The 17,762-nt window shown below is 42.1% G+C and carries 14 protein-coding genes; 12 read left to right on the top strand and 2 right to left on the bottom strand.

Features of this window, described 5'->3' with window-relative positions; genetic code table 11:
- Positions 1-103: 103 nt before the first annotated feature.
- The 4 genes from AC1DO4_RS24180 to AC1DO4_RS24165 all read left to right on the top strand — a co-directional run bounded on the left by AC1DO4_RS24180 (position 104) and on the right by AC1DO4_RS24165 (position 5,650).
- Entirely contained in the window at positions 104-1,270 is a 1,167-nt protein-coding gene (locus AC1DO4_RS24180) for a 2-isopropylmalate synthase (RefSeq protein ID WP_477420128.1), read from the top strand.
- 2 nt (positions 1,271-1,272) lie between these two features.
- Positions 1,273-2,523 carry a threonine ammonia-lyase IlvA gene (gene ilvA, locus AC1DO4_RS24175; RefSeq protein ID WP_477402880.1) on the top strand — a complete coding sequence of 417 codons (1,251 nt, stop codon included), beginning with the start codon at positions 1,273-1,275 and terminating at the stop codon, positions 2,521-2,523.
- Between the two features lie 906 nt (positions 2,524-3,429).
- Positions 3,430-4,773, top strand: a complete 1,344-nt coding sequence (locus AC1DO4_RS24170; protein WP_477420127.1) for an AAA family ATPase — start codon at positions 3,430-3,432, stop codon at positions 4,771-4,773.
- Between the two features lies 1 nt (position 4,774).
- Positions 4,775-5,650 (top strand): DUF4435 domain-containing protein, encoded by an 876-nt coding sequence (locus tag AC1DO4_RS24165; RefSeq protein ID WP_477420126.1) that lies wholly within the window; start codon positions 4,775-4,777, stop codon positions 5,648-5,650.
- A 143-nt stretch (positions 5,651-5,793) separates the two neighbouring features.
- On the opposite strand, the gene AC1DO4_RS24160 is transcribed toward AC1DO4_RS24165, so the two are convergent.
- Complete coding sequence (locus tag AC1DO4_RS24160) at positions 5,794-6,210, bottom strand: hypothetical protein (protein ID WP_477420125.1); 417 nt, start codon at positions 6,208-6,210, stop codon at positions 5,794-5,796.
- A 114-nt stretch (positions 6,211-6,324) separates the two neighbouring features.
- Here AC1DO4_RS24160 and AC1DO4_RS24155 point away from each other — a divergent pair, with 114 nt between their 5' ends.
- Positions 6,325-6,720 carry a hypothetical protein gene (locus AC1DO4_RS24155; RefSeq protein WP_477420124.1) on the top strand — a complete coding sequence of 132 codons (396 nt, stop codon included), beginning with the start codon at positions 6,325-6,327 and terminating at the stop codon, positions 6,718-6,720.
- 1,173 nt (positions 6,721-7,893) lie between these two features.
- Positions 7,894-8,559 carry a DNA alkylation repair protein gene (locus AC1DO4_RS24150; protein WP_477420123.1) on the top strand — a complete coding sequence of 222 codons (666 nt, stop codon included), beginning with the start codon at positions 7,894-7,896 and terminating at the stop codon, positions 8,557-8,559.
- Positions 8,560-8,635: 76 nt separating this feature from the next.
- Here the strand turns inward: AC1DO4_RS24150 and AC1DO4_RS24145 are convergent, their stop codons facing one another.
- Positions 8,636-10,003, bottom strand: a complete 1,368-nt coding sequence (locus tag AC1DO4_RS24145; RefSeq protein ID WP_477420122.1) for a choice-of-anchor Q domain-containing protein — start codon at positions 10,001-10,003, stop codon at positions 8,636-8,638.
- Positions 10,004-11,315: 1,312 nt separating this feature from the next.
- On the opposite strand from AC1DO4_RS24145, the gene hemC reads away from it, so the two are divergent.
- The 6 genes from hemC to AC1DO4_RS24115 all read left to right on the top strand — a co-directional run bounded on the left by hemC (position 11,316) and on the right by AC1DO4_RS24115 (position 17,749).
- Positions 11,316-12,890: a hydroxymethylbilane synthase gene (gene hemC, locus AC1DO4_RS24140; protein ID WP_477420121.1), complete on the top strand. Its 1,575-nt coding sequence runs from the start codon at positions 11,316-11,318 to the stop codon at positions 12,888-12,890.
- Between the two features lie 87 nt (positions 12,891-12,977).
- Entirely contained in the window at positions 12,978-13,949 is a 972-nt protein-coding gene (hemB, locus tag AC1DO4_RS24135; protein WP_477420120.1) for a porphobilinogen synthase, read from the top strand.
- 79 nt (positions 13,950-14,028) lie between these two features.
- Positions 14,029-15,399 (top strand): glutamate-1-semialdehyde 2,1-aminomutase, encoded by a 1,371-nt coding sequence (hemL, locus tag AC1DO4_RS24130; protein WP_477420119.1) that lies wholly within the window; start codon positions 14,029-14,031, stop codon positions 15,397-15,399.
- A 100-nt stretch (positions 15,400-15,499) separates the two neighbouring features.
- Complete coding sequence (locus tag AC1DO4_RS24125) at positions 15,500-16,372, top strand: sensor histidine kinase (RefSeq protein ID WP_477420118.1); 873 nt, start codon at positions 15,500-15,502, stop codon at positions 16,370-16,372.
- 136 nt (positions 16,373-16,508) lie between these two features.
- On the top strand, positions 16,509-17,216 hold the full coding sequence (locus tag AC1DO4_RS24120) for a response regulator transcription factor (RefSeq protein WP_477404942.1): 708 nt from the start codon (positions 16,509-16,511) through the stop codon (positions 17,214-17,216).
- Positions 17,216-17,749: a hypothetical protein gene (locus AC1DO4_RS24115; RefSeq protein WP_477420117.1), complete on the top strand. Its 534-nt coding sequence runs from the start codon at positions 17,216-17,218 to the stop codon at positions 17,747-17,749. Before AC1DO4_RS24120 ends, AC1DO4_RS24115 begins: the two co-directional genes overlap by 1 nt.
- Positions 17,750-17,762: the final 13 nt, after the last annotated feature.

The raw sequence follows: 17,762 nt of genomic DNA, 5'->3' as shown, positions 1-17,762 counted from the left end.
ACGATATTTATAGTTTAATAATTAATAAGCGTAATTAGTTATCAGGTACCAGCAACAAATCTTGCTACTTGATACTAAATACTTGATACTAAAATAAAAAGATATGTTACATGATCCCAACCGCGTTTATGTTTTTGATACCACGCTTCGCGACGGCGAGCAGGTACCAGGCTGCCAGTTAACCACTCCCGAAAAGATTGAGATAGCTAAAGAACTGGAACTACTGGGCGTGGATATTATTGAAGCCGGTTTCCCGGTTTCAAGTCCGGGAGATTTTCAAAGCGTTGTCGAGATTTCCAAGGCTGTTAAAAACCCTACTGTTTGCGCCTTAACCCGCGCCAACAAAGGTGATATTGATGCTGCTGTCGAATCATTAAAATATGCCAGATATCCGCGTATCCATACAGGTATCGGCTCATCAGATATGCACATCAAACATAAATTCAACAGCACCCGCGAGGAGATCCTGGAGCGTGCCGTTGAAGCTGTAAAGTATGCCAAAAAATCTGTTGAAGATATTGAATTTTATGCCGAAGATGCCGGCCGTGCCGATGTGGTGTTTTTAGCGCAAATGGTTGAGGCCGTTATTGCCGCCGGAGCCACTGTGGTTAACATCCCCGATACCAACGGCTATTGCCTGCCAGATCAGTACGGCAGCAAAATCCGTTTCCTGAAAGAGAACGTTAAAAATATTGATAAAGCCATCATATCGGTACATTGCCATAACGATTTGGGCCTGGCAACCGCCAACTCCATAGCCGGCTTACAAAACGGCGCCCGCCAGATTGAAGGCACCATTAACGGCATTGGCGAACGTGCAGGCAATACCGCTATTGAAGAAGTAGTCATGATTTTGAAAGTACACCAGGTATTGGGCCTGCATACCCATATCGATGCTAAAAAATTCTTCGAGCTTAGCCATATGATCAGTACGCAAATGCGGATGCCGGTGCAGCCTAATAAAGCCATTGTGGGCCATAACGCGTTTGCACACAGCTCGGGCATCCACCAGGATGGTTTCCTGAAAATGCGCGAAAATTACGAGATCATTCGCCCTGAAGATGTAGGCTTTCCGAGCGCCACAATAGTGCTAACCGCGCGCAGCGGCAGGCATGCTCTGAAGTTCCATTTGGAACGCCTGGGTTTCACCTTAGATAAAGTAGAGCTGGCCCTGGTATACAGTAAATTTTTAACGCTTGCCGATGCCAAGCTTAATATAAACGATGAAGACCTGCATGGCTTAATGGCCCACAGGCTGGTAAAAAATTAATAATGGAAACCGAAACTAAAAACCTGCTCGATTTCGATTCGGCATACGAACGATTGAAAGGGGTTGTTAAACGCACACCACTGGAGTACAACGCCGGATTATCGGCAAAGTACGAGTGCCAAATATATTTAAAACGCGAGGACCTGCAAATTGTACGCTCGTACAAATTACGCGGCGCCTACAACATGATAAGTCAGCTAACCCAGGATCAGCTCGACCGCGGCGTAGTTTGCGCCAGCGCCGGTAACCACGCGCAAGGCGTGGCTTTTAGCTGCAGCCGCCTGGGTACCAAAGGCGTAATTTTTATGCCCGAAATTACCCCGAAGCAAAAGGTTACCCAAACAGAAATGCACGGCAAAGGCAATATCGAGATCATTTTAACCGGTGATACTTTTGATGATTGCCTGCGCGAGGCTTTGATATATACCGAAGCCCACCAGATGACCTTTATCCCTCCTTTTGATAATTACCGCATCATTGAAGGCCAGGGAACAGTGGGCGTTGAGATTTTACAGGACCTGCCCGATATCGAGGCCATCATTATGCCCATAGGCGGTGGCGGCCTGGCAGCCGGAACCGGCAGCTACCTTAAACAAAACGTACCCGGCATTCACCTTATTGGTGTTGAGCCCGAAGGCGCCCCATCCATGCTGCAGGCTTTGGAGCAGGGCGGTCCCGTTGCACTCAAAGAAATTAATCGTTTTGTAGATGGCGCGGCCGTAAAATGCGTAGGCAAGCTCACCTACAACCTGTGCCGCGAAGTGCTCGACGAAATGCTGCTGGTACCCGAAGGTAAAGTTTGCACCACCATACTAAAACTGTACAACGAAGACGCCATAGTAGTTGAACCCGCAGGCGCCCTATCCGTAGCGGTACTTGATGCCTGCAAGGATAAAATAAAAGGCAAAAAGGTAGTTTGCGTTATCAGCGGTGGCAACAATGATATTGCCCGCATGCAGGAGATCAAAGAAAAATCGCTGCTGTACGAAGGCTTGAAGCATTACTTCATCGTCCGCTTTCCGCAACGCCCGGGAGCGTTAAAGTTGTTTGTAAATAACGTGTTAGGTCCGCATGATGATATTACCCGTTTCGAGTTCATCAAAAAAACCGAAAAAGAAAACGGCCCCGCACTGGTAGGCATCGAGCTAAAATCAGCCAGCGACTACCCCGCCCTGCTCAACCGCATGGCAGCCCACCGCTTTGAAGTAATTGAGCTGAATAAGGATCAAACGTTGTTTGAGTATTTGGTGTAAGGGAAGGTGAAAGGCGAAAGGTGAAAGGTAAAAGGCAAAAGGTGAATGGCAAAAGCTGAAAGGTGAAAAGTAAAAAGGCCCGGTCATGCTGAGCCTGTCGAAGCACGCGGGCAAAGGCCTCTGCACCATGTATTACCGCCATCCTTCACCCTCCCGTCATTGCGAGAGGAACGAAGCAACCACCAACTTACAGAGCAACGCTACATATCACGGGACCATCTCTCTCACCGTCATTGCGAGGAACGAAGCAATCCCCGACTATGCTCCAGAGCACATCGGTTACCCCAAATAACAAAGCCTCCCGAAGCCAAAAACTCCGGGAGGCTTTTTGTTTACCGCAATCATCCTCCCCCCAAGTCATGCTGTCCGCTGGCCAGCGGATCAGCACCCCACAGGACAAGTCCCCAACATGCAAATCCTTTTGACTTTTGAATTTTTACTTTTGAATTTAAAAACTGCGGGCCGGGTTTTACGCTCATACTGCACAGGCCTTAACCACATTGGCCGGTATACGCTACACTCCCTAACGCCGGGATACAAAATTATTCATCGTTACTCACGGACTATGGTCACATGGTAGAGTTATTGTGAAGTCCGTTCGTAACCAAAGTCAATATAGATCGGACACTTGCAAATAGGCCAACAGTAAACAATTCTTCGGCGATATTTTCAATACATCCAGGTAGAAAATTTAAAAAAAATAATTAAAATATGTCTTGTCCGTCATTTGGGGGTAGCGGTATTTGTCGGATGAGGAGATTTAAATATAAATTATTATAGCTTTCAAGGAATATCAAAGGTTTGGTTGATATCTGTTATATATTAAAATATTATATTTATCAACAAAAATTAACAATCTATACGATGCAAGTTAAAAGACTTTCAGTGATTAAATTATACGGGTTTATGAACAAAACCATTGATTTTCATAGCCGTATTTCTATACTAGTGGGAATAAACGGATCAGGGAAAACTAGTGTGCTAAATTTATTAAATTGGCTGTTGACATTAAACTTAGATGAATTGTGCTTAATTGAATTTAAAAAAATATCGTTAAATTTCCTTTTTCAAGGAGAAGAATATGAATTTATTTGCAGGCAAGACGAACTAGAAATAGTTTTTGATTTAACTAATTTAAGCCAAGGGAAGGTTTTTCCTAAACTAAGCGCTAAATTCCGAACACATCCTAATAAATTAACAAAAAACAAACCACTAAGAGATTCAATTAAAGGCAGATACAAGCCGTTGAAACCAGAACCTCATGAACAAGAAACATGGGACTTTATAATAAATACTATACCGTCTCCTACTGTTATTGGATTAGATAGGAACCTTTACACTCAAGAAGGAAGCGAATATCGAGTACAAGAAGATTTTTTGACACCGGATAGAATTAGATTTACTGAAAGAAAGCTGGAAACTACCCCCATCGACAAAGTTAAAGCGGAGATTATAAAAAACTTCAACTTATACAGAAACAACGTTTTAGAGTTTTACTCTTCAATAAATAGAAAAATCATTTTAGCAGCATTCGATAATATAATAACTGACGACAATTTAAGTAAAATTTTAACGTCAAGCAGACCTACTATTGCTGAAATAGAAAAACTACAAGAACAGGTAAAAGAGTTTTTACGTGAAAATCAAATAATTATGAGTCGACGCGCTCATAAAAATGAAACGAGCGAAATAACTAAAGTCGAAGAATATTTTTCAAATTTGAAAAATATTCTTCGGACGACTACAAATAAATCGGAAGCGCTTGATTTACTTTATCTCATAAATATTACTCAATTTAAAAAGATAAATGATTTAGTCATAGAATTTAAAAAATATGAAGAGGTTTCAATTCGGTTGTATAAGCCTTTGGAAGAGTTTTTAGAAACGATAAATAAATTCCTTAAAGATTCTTCTAAAGAACTTTACATCAGTAAAAAAACAGCTCAAATTTTCTTTCATATTCTTGACCGTAAAGGCAATAAAATTGACAGCGACCGAGATATTGAAAATTTATCGTCTGGCGAAAAACAGATTTTAATTCTATTGACGTATATTAAATATAATTTAAACCTAAACCTATTTATAATTGATGAACCGGAATTATCACTGCATCCCAAATGGCAAGAAGAATTTCTTGGGGCTGTTGAAAAATTAATGCCCAAAGATGCCCAACTAATAATAGCTACACACTCACCGGAAATTGTTGGTGACAACGAAGAGTATTGCCAAGTTCTACTACCTTATAATTAATATGATTACCGAATCTAGCAGCATACCCAAGAGATCAAAAAAAGGCTTGTTGGGTCAGGAAATTTTATGGTCACAATTTAACGATATAAGTATCTTTATAGAAGATGACTATCAAGAAAACTTGTATTTTCAAATATTTAAAAAATTGTTCCCCAACATTTTAATTGGGAAAATCTTTCCGTTAGGAGGAAAAGATTTTGTTATAAAAAAAGCTGAAAAATCCCTTACGAATAACAAAAGAGTTTTTATTGTAGATAACGATTTTGATGAAATATTAAAAATAAAAACCTCGCTACCAAATTTATTCTATCTTGATAGATACAGTATCGAAAATTACATATTTGAATCAAATGCTATTTTTGAGATCATAAGAGAAGAAAATACAAAGATTAAATTAGCTGATATTAAAGTTAAATTTAATCTTTCTGATCTTTTAAATGATTTCTCATCAATATTATCTGAGTTAAGCGCTCATTTTTTTCTAATAAGAAAATTTAAATTAGGAATAAAATATCTAAATATAGACCCGGGTAGAGATTGTGATTTAAGGTCAATTCCCAAACAATTGAAAACTTCCAGTGTCCAAGCTTTTTTTCTTAGTGTAAAAGTTGCCTTAAAAGGAAAACATCCTAGGCTCAAATATCAAACACAATTGAACTTAGTAAAAAAACACTTTAAACCATCTAAAGTAATTAAAAATGTCCCCGGGAAATATTTGGCTAATTTGTTAAAGACCCTCCTTAAAAAATCATTTACATTTGTTCAATGTACATGTGATTCATTTATTTACAGATTGATGAAAAACTGTAATCTACTATCTTTAACATTTATAAAAGAAGCAATTAACTTATACACCACTACTTCCCTTGCAGTCTGAAATGTTCGCCGTTGTTGGAGTTGTTCTCCAACAACTTGCTTATCGGCAGCAAACTCGCTGAAACGTAAAGTAAAAAATAATTCTTTTTTAACAGTAATTGACCTGTTGGTAACAATACCAATTGATAGATTAATTGGCGATGGTTAAGTTATCGTAATTGCAAGCTTAAGTTTGTAAAACCATATCCCTACTACAATTACTAAACTGTAAGATGTAGCCCAGGCAATAGTTGACAGATAACCTGAAGGATCGTCGTGCCCGAATATTAGCGCGAAGGGTAATGCAGTGAGTACGGTACCAACTATGCTAAGCCATAACTTAGTCGCCATTATACTTAATTTCAACCTGCTGATACCATATGTAGTAAGCCAAAGGATAACGAAACTTGGTACTGAAAGTATTAAACCATAAGGCACCGAAAATGCAATAAAAGATAAGCTGCAGGAAAAATCGTCTGAACGCTTTGGCTCAAACAAAATATCCGATGCGCTGTACATTACCGGCCCTAAAACCACGCTGCTAATCCACACTTTAAGTGTATAAAATAAGGTTTCTTTCATTTTAATATTTAAAAACGTATATCCACTCTCCGAAGTCTCCCCGCTGTTCGAATATCCCCAACTTCCCGTTTTACGTCCATAATATAACTGTTATATTTGGTCAAACCTTATATCATGATTTTAAAGCTTGTATACATCCTGTTTTTTGCGGCCTCAAACTTTGTTATCTATGCCTTAATACATAAAAAGGGATTGATAAAACGCAATTTACTGATAACATCCATTGCTATATACACAATTGTTTTTGTGCTTCATGCTATACTGGGCAATAATGGCATTTTACTGCCCGCCCATAGCTTTTTTATATCAACATTTTTTTTGGCTACCCCGGTAATCGTATACCTATGGTTTAATTTTCTTGCTTTAAAAAGAATGAACCGTTTAAAGGAAAAAGGCGTAAATGAAAATTTTGTAAACACTGCCATAAAGGTATTTTCTGTTTTCTTTTTGAACGCGCCGTTCGTAATGGCTTTTGTAATGCAATGTGTAGCGGTATTGACTCTTAATTAAAGGTGTTCACAATACTTGCCGGTAATAACCCCATTCCTTTGCATAAAACGCCAAAAGGGTTTGCTTGTGCTCCCCAAGCTGCCAATGACGATTTTTACGAATACCGGGAGTGCAGTGCTTTTTTTGTGGTTATCCTGAGTGGTAAAATTTCGCGAAACTCTGAAGGGGGAATAACAAACCGGCGAAAGACTTACGAAGTTTTAAAAACTTCGTAAGTCTGGGATTCTACAACTTGTCATGGGTAAGCTCTCATGTTCCCTTCCCGTCGGCAGAGCAGCTTCGGACGAAAACGGCCAAAACGATGCGGGGCTGTGCGGCTGCAGGGCATAGGGAGTTTTTGCAGAAGTGGGCAAAGCGGGCGAGGGCAAAATAATCCCAGCCCAGGTTCTGGCCGGTTTGCGGGGTAACGGCCCGTGCGGCAAAGAAGCATTTCTGCCGACTTGATTTTTTTGGTCCTTTTTGTATCAAGACAAAAAGGACTAGGCCCTCCCGCGGCCATGAGCGGGCCGATGCTGTTATTACTACTAAATAAACTTGTAGAGCACAGTTCACCCATCACTCAAAAGCCTACACAAAAGACCTGCGCTAAAGAAAGGGAAATGTGCAGCGGCTTGTATGTTGTACAGGATCTCTCTTTCGCGCTTTCCCACATTCCCTCCCCTGCTCTATCGAGATGACAATTTGTAAAAAACAGAAATTTGGTAAACGAAGTGCTCTTGTTCCCTCCCCTGTAAGAACGAATCAATCCCAAACTACACAGATCTGACTTGCAAAGCCGCTCTGTAAATCGGGGATTATTAATGTTGTGTTTTTATTTTTATAGGTATTAATGAGCTCCCTGCGGTCGGTTATCTTCGTGCCTCGCAATGACGGTCTATTTATTAATTTGTCGTGGAGCACAGGTCACCCATCACTCAAAAGCCTACACACAAGACCTACGCTAAAAAAAGGGAAATGTGCAGCGACTTGTATGTTGTACAGGATCTCTCTTTCGCGCTTTCCCACATTCCCTCCCCTGCTCTATCGAGATGACAATTTGTAAAAAAATCACAAGTCATCCGCCCACACTCTATCGCTCTCAACGACATATTTTTGATTTCGAACTTTAGCTTTTTTCTCTCCAACAACCTATATTCGAATAATTAAAACCATGCTTAAATTACCAATAATACCATGACTGTAGCAGAGATCCTTACAAAATTGGAGGCACTTGGGAACGGGAAAATGCGTGCCCATAACACAAAATTCGGGGCGCACCAAAACCAGTTTGGCGTAATGATGGGCGACATCCGCGCCTTGGCTAAAAAGATAAAGCCCGATAATGAATTTGCTCAAGCCTTATGGGAAACCGGCAATATTGAGGCAAGGTTCCTGGCAACACTCATCATGGTTCCAAAGGCATTGTCCGCAGAAGAAATAAACAGCATGGTGCGATCCGAAACGTTTGCGCAGGTTATCGACTGGCTATATGCCCATGTGATAAAGGAATATCCCGATAAAGAACAATTACGCCAGCAATGGCTGGTTGCCGACCACCCCATGGCTGCCCGCGTAGGCTGGAGCCTTACCAGCCGTCGGGTGGCCAGGAACCCCGAAGGACTGGATATCCCCGGCATTCTCGACCGCATCGAGACCGAAATGCCTGTTGCCCCTCCCGAAGTGCAGTGGACCATGAACACCACACTGGCGCAAATTGGCATATACCACTCCGCTTACCGCCAACGTGCGCTGGATATAGGCGAACGATTGGGCATATATCGCAATTACCCCGTATCAAAAGGCTGTACCTCGCCCTTTGCCCCCATTTGGATCAACGCAATAGTGAAAAGGCAGGGCTAAGCTTAAGTAGTTTAAAGGGTAGCTTACCAACGATGATTCCAAATATTTAATAATTGATTTTACCGAATGGGATATATCAATACTCAGTGGCCCCAATGTCAAACGCTCCGGCATCGGGGCGTTGGGTGCCATAATAATCAAATCCTACGCCGTATGATAAAACGTTTGCCCCGGCATTGATAAGCGGTGAAGATGATTGTAAATGGAAATTATTTGCGTTATAATTTACAAATTTACATGCGCTTACAGCCTTGCCCACATAATTATTTGAAGCTGTAAGCATAACATTACTGCTTATTTTAATTATCGGCTGTACCGATGCCGATTGGATAAAAACATTATTAATAACGGTATTCATGGGGATAGTTTCGGAATTTAGTTTGATACCGCCTAAAACTGAAGCAATAATGGTATTATTGATAAACTGGAAATTAGGCCCCGGGGTATACCTTGAATCTGCAAAAACACCATAGCCTTTTGAGTTTATGATATAGTTGTTAAATACCTGGTTATCCCCAAGCCCCAGAACAATAATGCCATTGCCGGGAGCATCCTTAACCAGGTTGTTATAACATTTGCCCCCGGTACCTTCGCCTATTTGTATACCGTTATTTTGATAGGCCGAAAAAGGGCTTATTCCCGGCTTCCTGACCGTGTTATTATAAACTTCACATCCTAAAATGGCACTGCCAACCTGAATACCTTCGGCGCCCGTAGAGTCGGTAACGTTTTTGTATATTTTGACATTAACCATATCATTAGGCAAAACCTTACCGCAGGAAAGCGAAACGCCATCGGCATAAAACGAATTGCCTACATAAAGTCCTTCGCCGCCTGTTTTGTGAACATAGTTGTCGTGAATAATTATATTTTGCATCGTAAAGTGGCCGCGCCATGTTGCCGTATCACAAGATGGATCTGTTTTGGCCATAATACCTGCAAAGCCGCTATTACGGACTTCAACATTTGCTATTTCGAAATCTGAACTCAGATCGTCCATCGTTATACCGATGTTGCCGCCATTTACATCAAAGCCATATTCGGTATTCGGATCGCCATTTCCCAGCATCTTAAAATACCGGCAATTTTGTGTTTTAAACCCGTATGAAGCTGTAACAGATGTAGAAAAGGTTACTTTACCGCCCTTGTTAATAATAATAATGGGGGCAGCCGCAGTTCCTTTAAAGTTTTTAAGCAGCAAAGCGCCTCTTGTTCCGGCCGGGATGCACACGATAGAACCTGCAGGTAAATTAGTTCCGTCCACCATCCACTCAGAGGGCTGAACCGTATACGTGCAATCGGTGGTAGCCAAGGTCGAAAATTTGGCGTTTGTAACCGTGGGCGCGGTTAGCGGCCGGTCAATTTTATTTTTGGTACACATCGCTAACGATGATAAAACTAATACACCGGCGATGGTGCGCATCAGGTAACCTATATTTTCCATGTATAAATGTATTGGAGCATTAAATATGACAGGTTCAAAGAATCGCCACATACCAGGCTTTCCTGGCCTTCAAAAGAAAGCTGGTATACGTTGTTTTTTGGAATATAGTTACTGAGGGGCGGGAGGTCCCCAAAATCCGAAATCAAAAATCCCAATTCCGAAATGGCTTCAGGTTACCCATCGCTCAAAAGGTAATTGTCTGAACCGGAATTCACAGAATTAAAGAATTAACAGAATGCATAGCGAAACATCTTATAACCCTCCGCGGAGCTAAGCTTATTTTTAATGTTATGGCTACTACATAAATCGAGGATTAAATGACGTTTTAAAGGTTTGTCATCCTGAACGAAGTGAAGGATCTATTCGCAGACTGTACAGGGCGAAGAAGCATAGCGGAGAGTAGATCCTTCACTTCGTTCAGGATGACAAAAGGCTTTTTGCAAACACCTAATTTTAAAAACGTAAGTCGGGGATTCTACAAAGTTCTCTTGTTCCCTTCCCGTCGGCAGTGGAGCTTCGGGCGAAAGCGGGCAGAACGATGCGGGGCTGTGCGGCTGCAGGGCATAGGGAGTTTTTGCAGAAGTGGGCAAAGCGGGCGAGGGCAAAATAATCCCAGCCCAGGTTCTGCCAGGTTTGCAGGGCAAAGGCCTGTGCGGCAAAGAAGCATTTCTGCCGACAGCCGTTTGGTTACTTTGCGGCTTCAAAGTAACAGCCCTCCCGCGGCGATTGAGCGGGCCGATGCTGTTATTACTACTAAATAAACTTGCGGAGCATTCAAGATGCATAAACCTCGATATTTGTTGATATTACTTGATTTTTATCAATAGATGTTGGTAATATCCCGGCATTTAAGCATTAAAATAGCTGTTGCGATTTTAGGTAAAACGGCGGGCAGATTGGCTTTATTCAAAATCAAAAAACGTAACAAATTGATAATCAACACAAAACATGTTCCATGCATTGTTTGCAAAATCTGTAAATAACTGATAATCAACACCAAGATGTTCCACACCGTTCCATATGTTTCACCCGTTCCGTCGGAACACCCGCATTTTAATTCAACCCCTCTATTTTTGCTTCATTATTTGGCATTGGGTATTCAATGTTGAATAGGGCGGCCAACAGGCTAAAGATAATTCATACCTTTAGCCTTTAGCCTTTAGCCTTTAGCCTTTAGCCTTTAGCCTTTAGCCTTTAGCCCTAAACCCACACATAACCGTCATATTGTTGCAATTAGAAATAATTCGTGAAATTCATGTACCTTATCATCCTTATAAAAAATTAAATTTGCACCTGCAAAACAATCATTCTTTTGGACAGAAAACTGATAATAGGAACAAGGGGTAGCGATTTAGCGCTATGGCAGGCTAATTTTATTAAGGATAGCCTTGCTGCTTTAAACATAACTGCCACACTAAAGATCATTAAAACCCAGGGCGACCGCATACTCAACCTCAGCTTTGATAAGCTGGAAGGCAAGGGTTTTTTCACTAAAGAATTAGAAGAAGAATTATTGGCCGGCACTATCGATCTTGCGGTTCACTCGCATAAAGACCTGCCAACCGAAAACCCTCCGGGACTCATCATCGCAGCAGTTTCAGAACGGGAAGACCCCTCTGAACTGTTGCTGATATTGAAGGATTGTGTAGATGTGCACCAAAAGCTGTCGGTTAAATATGGCGCAACTGTGGGTACATCATCAAACAGGCGCAAGGCACAACTGCTGGCCTACCGTCCCGACCTGGAGATAGAAGACCTGCGCGGCAACGTGCCTACCCGGATAGGCAAGCTGCGTAACGAAAAATATGATGCCATTATGCTGGCCAAAGCCGGCGTTAGTCGTTTAGGTATTGATCTGAGCGAATTTCATGTGGAAGAACTTACCCCCGCCGAGCTGATCCCTGCACCTGCGCAGGGCGCTTTGGCTATCCAGATCCGCGAGTCAGACCAGGAACTTTTTGAAGCCCTGCAAGCCCTGCACCACCCCGATGTTGCCGAAGAACTGGCTGTTGAACGTACCGTACTTAAGTTATTTGGCGGTGGCTGCCACCTGCCCCTGGGCTGCTATTGCCACCGGGATGAAGGTATGTTCCAGGTGTTTACATCCAAAGCAAATGAGGGCGATGAGTTTCCCGACCGCCTGTTTGTAGAGGCCCCAACTACCGAAGGCCTTGCTCAAAAGATAGTTGCAAAATTTGCTAAAAACAGGAAATTCCCTTTGAAGGTTTTTATATCAAGGGAACTATCCGAACAGAGCTATTTCAAAAAATCGATGGAAAACCGGGGGATAAAGGTTGAGGCACGCTCGCTGATCCGTACCGTGCCGGTAATGACCAAACTCGATCCATACATATTAAAAAATATCGACTGGGTATTTTTCTCCAGTAAAAACGCGGTGGAGTACTTTTTCCAGTTAAAACCAACTTTCCCAAAAAAGGTGAAGTTTGGCGTTATGGGCAGCGGAAGCGAAGAGATGCTTCGCCGCAAAGGTTACTTTACCGATTATGTTGGCGAAGGTACAGATACAGCCGAGGTGGCCGAGGAGTTTGCCAAACTGGCCAACGGCACCATAGTATTGTTCCCCGGCGCCGAAAGTCCGATGAGGAGTATACAGCAAGGGTTATCTGCCGATACAAAAATTATTGATCTGCCGGTTTACGAAACCGTGCTTGAGGAAGATGTTGAAGCCAGCGGCGCTGATGTGTTGGTGTTTACCAGCCCATCAAATGTGGAAGCTTATTTTGCCGGTAACCTGCTCGATCCATACCAGAAAGTGGTGGCGATAGGTAAATCAACCGGCAAAAAATTTGATGAAATGGGTGTAAAATACACGCTGCCCTACTCGCCCGACGAAGTTGGCCTGGCAGAGGCAGTGTTTGGATTGTAAGCCCCCTAACCCCCTAAAGGGGGAACATTTAGTGGGTTAATAATATTATAAATTTAAAAACTCCCCCTTTAGGGGGCTGGGGGGCTTATGTTACAAAGACCACGTAGAAACCGGAAAAGTGAAGTGATACGCCAGATGGTGCAGGAAACGCATGTTAGCGCGGCTAACCTGATTTTCCCGCTGTTTATTGTTGATGGTACATTCCTGAAAACTGAAGTATCGTCGATGCCGGGAATTTACCGTTATTCTGTTGATAATTTGCTGCGCGAGATTGAGAGCTGCCTTAAATTAGGGTTAAACTCGTTTGATCTTTTCCCTAATATCGAAGAATCTTTAAAAGACCAGATGGCTACCGAAAGTCACCGTGAAGAAAGTTTATACCTGCGGGCTATCCGCGAGGTAAAGAAGAATTTTCCGGAAGCATGCATTATTACCGATGTGGCTATGGATCCATACAGCAGCGACGGCCATGATGGTATTGTAAAAAATGGCGAGATCCTGAATGACGAAACGCTGGAGGTGTTGGGTAAAATGGCACTTGCTCATGCCCAATGCGGGGCAGACATTATTGCCCCCTCGGATATGATGGACGGACGTGTAGGGTATATTCGCAACGTGCTGGACGAAAACGGCTTTACAAACGTTTCTATCATGTCATACTCGGCCAAGTATGCAAGCGCGTTTTATGGACCGTTCAGGGATGCCTTAAATTCGGCACCCAAATTTGGCGATAAAAAAACCTACCAGATGAATCCGGCCAACCAGCGCGAAGCATTGATAGAGGCCAACTTAGACGAACTGGAAGGAGCCGACTTTTTAATGGTAAAACCGGCGCTATCTTATTTAGACGTAATAAAACTGATAAAAGATAATACCGAACTCCCCGTAGCTGCCTATAATGTAAGCGGCGAATACGCCATGATAAAAGCCGCCGTACAACGCGGTTGGCTCAACGAGCAGCGTGCCATAACCGAAGTGCTTACCAGTATCCGCCGGGCTGGCGCAACAGCTATTTTGACGTATCATGCTAAAGAGGTGTTGGAGAATAAATGGATTTAAAAAGCTAAAAGCCGAAAGCTTTTGCTAAACGATTATAAACAAGCTTTAAGCCTTGTGCTTTTAGCTTTACGCTTAAAAAATGTTAGATTCAATAAAAAAGATGTTTTCGGGTGATACCAATGAGCCGGTAAACACTACGGGTAAGCCAGATATCAGCAGGGAAAAATCTGCCGAATTGTATGCAAAGGCTAAAACCTATTTCCCAGGTGGGGTTAACTCACCGGTAAGGGCGTTTAAATCGGTTTACGGTACACCTTTATTTATACAAAAGGGCGATGGCAGTCACATCTGGGATGCTGATGGTAATGAGTTTGTTGATTTTTGTTGCTCCTGGGGCCCGCTCATCCTTGGCCATAACAACGTCAAGGTACGGGAAAAGGTAATTGAAGTAATGCATCATGGCATGTCGTTCGGCGCACCAACGGCCCTTGAGAACGAACTGGCCGACCTGATCCTGAGAAACAATAAATTTATTGAAAAGATCCGTTTTGTAAGCTCCGGCACCGAAGCCGTTATGTCGGCCATCAGGTTGGCAAGGGGCTATACCGGGCGCGATAAGATCTTAAAGTTTGAAGGCTGTTACCACGGCCACGTTGATGCCTTACTGGTTAAAGCAGGTTCGGGCCTGGTAACCTTTGGCGAAACCTCATCCGCCGGCATTCCAAAAGCCTTTGCCGATGAAACCATCGTAGTATCACTGAATGATAAAGAAGCGCTTACAAAGGCTTTTGATGAGTTTAAAGACCAGATAGCAGCGGTAATCATCGAACCTGTACCTGCCAATAATGGCTTGCTGTTGCAGGAAAAAGAATACCTTCAGTTTTTACGCGAGATCTGTACCCAAAACGGCACCTTATTGATATTTGATGAAGTAATATCAGGGTTCCGTGTTGGTTTTGAAGGTGCGGCAGGATATTACCAAATCAAACCCGATATTATTACCTACGGCAAAATCATTGGCGGCGGTATGCCGGTTGGTGCTTATGGCTCATCGGCAGTAATCATGAGTAATATATCGCCCGAAGGTCCGGTTTACCAGGCGGGCACATTATCAGGCAACCCGGTGGCTATGGCCGCTGGTATTGCCCAGCTAAACGAATTGTTACGCATGGGTTTTTACCGCGACCTGAACAACAAAACGGAAGAATTTACCGAGGCCATACAGCGTTTTGCCACGGCCCGCAATTATAAATTCAAGGTGTTTGGCATCGGCTCAATATTCTGGTTTGCTTTTACAGATAAACAGTATATTCGTAAAGCCGAAGACATTGATGCTTCAAGTATGGAGAAGTTTAAAAAGTTTCATCGTGAATTGATTAACCGGGGCGTTTACCTCGGTCCATCGGGTTACGAGGTTGGCTTTATATCATCTGCACATACTAAAATTGATTTAGAAAAAGCTAAAAGGGCTATTTTTGATAGCCTTGATTTGGTGTTTAAGGGTAAGTAGACCCCACCCAAACCCTCCCCGGTAGGGAGGGCTTAAAAATGGGGATTATTAAATTAAAAAACAAAAAGTCTCCCCTACCGGGCGAGATTTAGAGGGGCTTATGAAGAGGACATTTGTAATTTTTTACGCACTTATCATATACGCCATTGCCGAGTTGATTTGGTGGGGTTATATGTTGGTTTCGTTGCAGCCAAAGCGCACCGGGATGATAGTGAGCGAGGGTTGCATGTTTATAACGGTATTTATAATTGGCGCTTATAACCTGCACAAATCTTTTAATCGCCAGCAAAAACTATCTGAGCAAAAAAAGAACTTTTTACTCTCGGTAACACATGAATTAAAATCGCCCCTGGCATCCATCAAAATATTGTTGCAAACCATCCAAAAGCGTAATCTTTCTAAAGATCAGATACTCGATTTTATTGATAAATCATTGAATGATGTTGAACGCCTGGATGACATGGTAGAGAACATGCTGCTGGCGTCAAAAATTGATAACCGTTCATATTCGTTCCCTAAAGCGAGTTTTAGCCTATCGGTTTTGGTAGATAGTATAGTTAACCGGCTACAGATAACCAAGTGCGATTGCAACCAGCAGATCATCGATGCCGAAATTGAACCTAAGATCGAGATCACCGGTGATAAGTTCGCACTTACATCGGTGGTAACAAACCTTATAGAAAACGCGGTAAAATATTCAAGCCCCTGCTCGGCAGTCGCGGTTAAACTCTTCAAAAAAGAAGAGAAAATTTACCTTGAAGTTGCCGATCACGGCATTGGGATAGCCGACCATGAAAAAACCCGTATTTTTGATAAATTTTACCGGGTGGGCAGCGAGGATACCCGTAATACCAAAGGCACCGGTTTGGGCCTTTATATAGTAAAAGAGGTGCTGGATAAGCACCATGCCAGCATAAGGGTGAAAGACAACCGCCCGGCAGGCAGTATTTTTGAAGTTGTTTTTGATGAATAACACGAATTTCACGAATGGAGCTAATTTTCACCAATCTGCTTCTATAATTTGCGAGAATAAGTGTTTTAGTTAATTAAAATTGCTTTGTGCAATCCGATATAATTCGTGAGAATTAGTGTATTTAAATTAAAGTCATATGCTTAACAAGAAGAGAATTTTATTAGCCGAAGACGAAGAACATTTGTTAGAAGCCATCAAACTTAACCTGGAGCTGGAAGGTTATAAAATTTCCACAGCTAAAAATGGTAAAAAAGCTTTGCAGCTATTTAAAGAAGAGCGTTTTAACCTGGTAATATTGGATGTAATGATGCCCGAGATTGACGGCTTTGTGGTTGCCGAAACCATCAGGCTGGAGAATACCGAAGTACCTATCATGTTTTTAACTGCTAAAAACACCAATGAGGACAAAATTGCCGGTCTTAAAAAAGGCGCCGACGATTATTTAACCAAGCCATTCAACCTTGAAGAATTGATTCTGAGGGTGAACAACCTGATAAAACGCAGTTTGAAAGGTGATGACCTTAAAGAATTTAACAGCTACAAGATAGGCGAAAAAACCATTCACTTTAACTCTTTTGAACTGGTTAATGAAGATGATTCCATCACTCCGCTTACAAAAAAGGAAACCATGCTGCTTAAGCTTTTAATTGAGCGCAGAAACGATGCAGTATCGCGCGAGCAGATCCTGGAAACTGTTTGGAATTATGATGTATACCCATCAACCCGTACCATTGATAACTTTATCCTAACCTTCCGTAAGTATTTTGAACCAGACCCTAAAAACCCGGTTTATTTTCATTCTATTCGTGGTGTAGGCTATAAATTTACCGATAATCAGCATTAATGTTCAGTAACAGGGTACGCATATTCATCGCATTTGTTTTCCTGTTATCACTGGGTTTGCTGCTGTACCTGCGTATTTATGAGTTGGCCACAGTAGCGGTATTGATGATCATTTTATTAATTTGGGATTATTTTAGGCAGGGTACCCTTGTTATTGCCGCCCGGTATTTTCACCATAAGAATTTTGATAAAGCCGAGGCATCGTTAAAAGAGATCAGTAATCCGCGATGGCTTAGTAAAAAACGCCGTGGTTATTACGAATATATTTACGGTGGCATCTGCATTCAAAAGCAGGATTTTGAAGCAGCCGAAAAGCATTATGAAATTGCTGCACAATATCCATTACAATCATTAAATGATCATGTGGCTACACTGGTTACCGTAGCCAACATCAGTATAAGGCTTGGCAATTATGAAAAAGCCAACGCTTACCTGGAGTTAGCCGAGCAGCATGCCGATAAAATTACCTCCAAAATGAAGGATGTTATTAACAAGCTTCACAAGGAATTAAAAAAACACTATAAAAAGAGTTAAGAATTAAGAGTAA

It is taken from the genome of Mucilaginibacter sp. P5_A6, from assembly GCF_056400585.1.
Note: the sequence above shows the minus strand (reverse complement) of the source record. Positions and strands in the feature narration are given on the sequence as shown.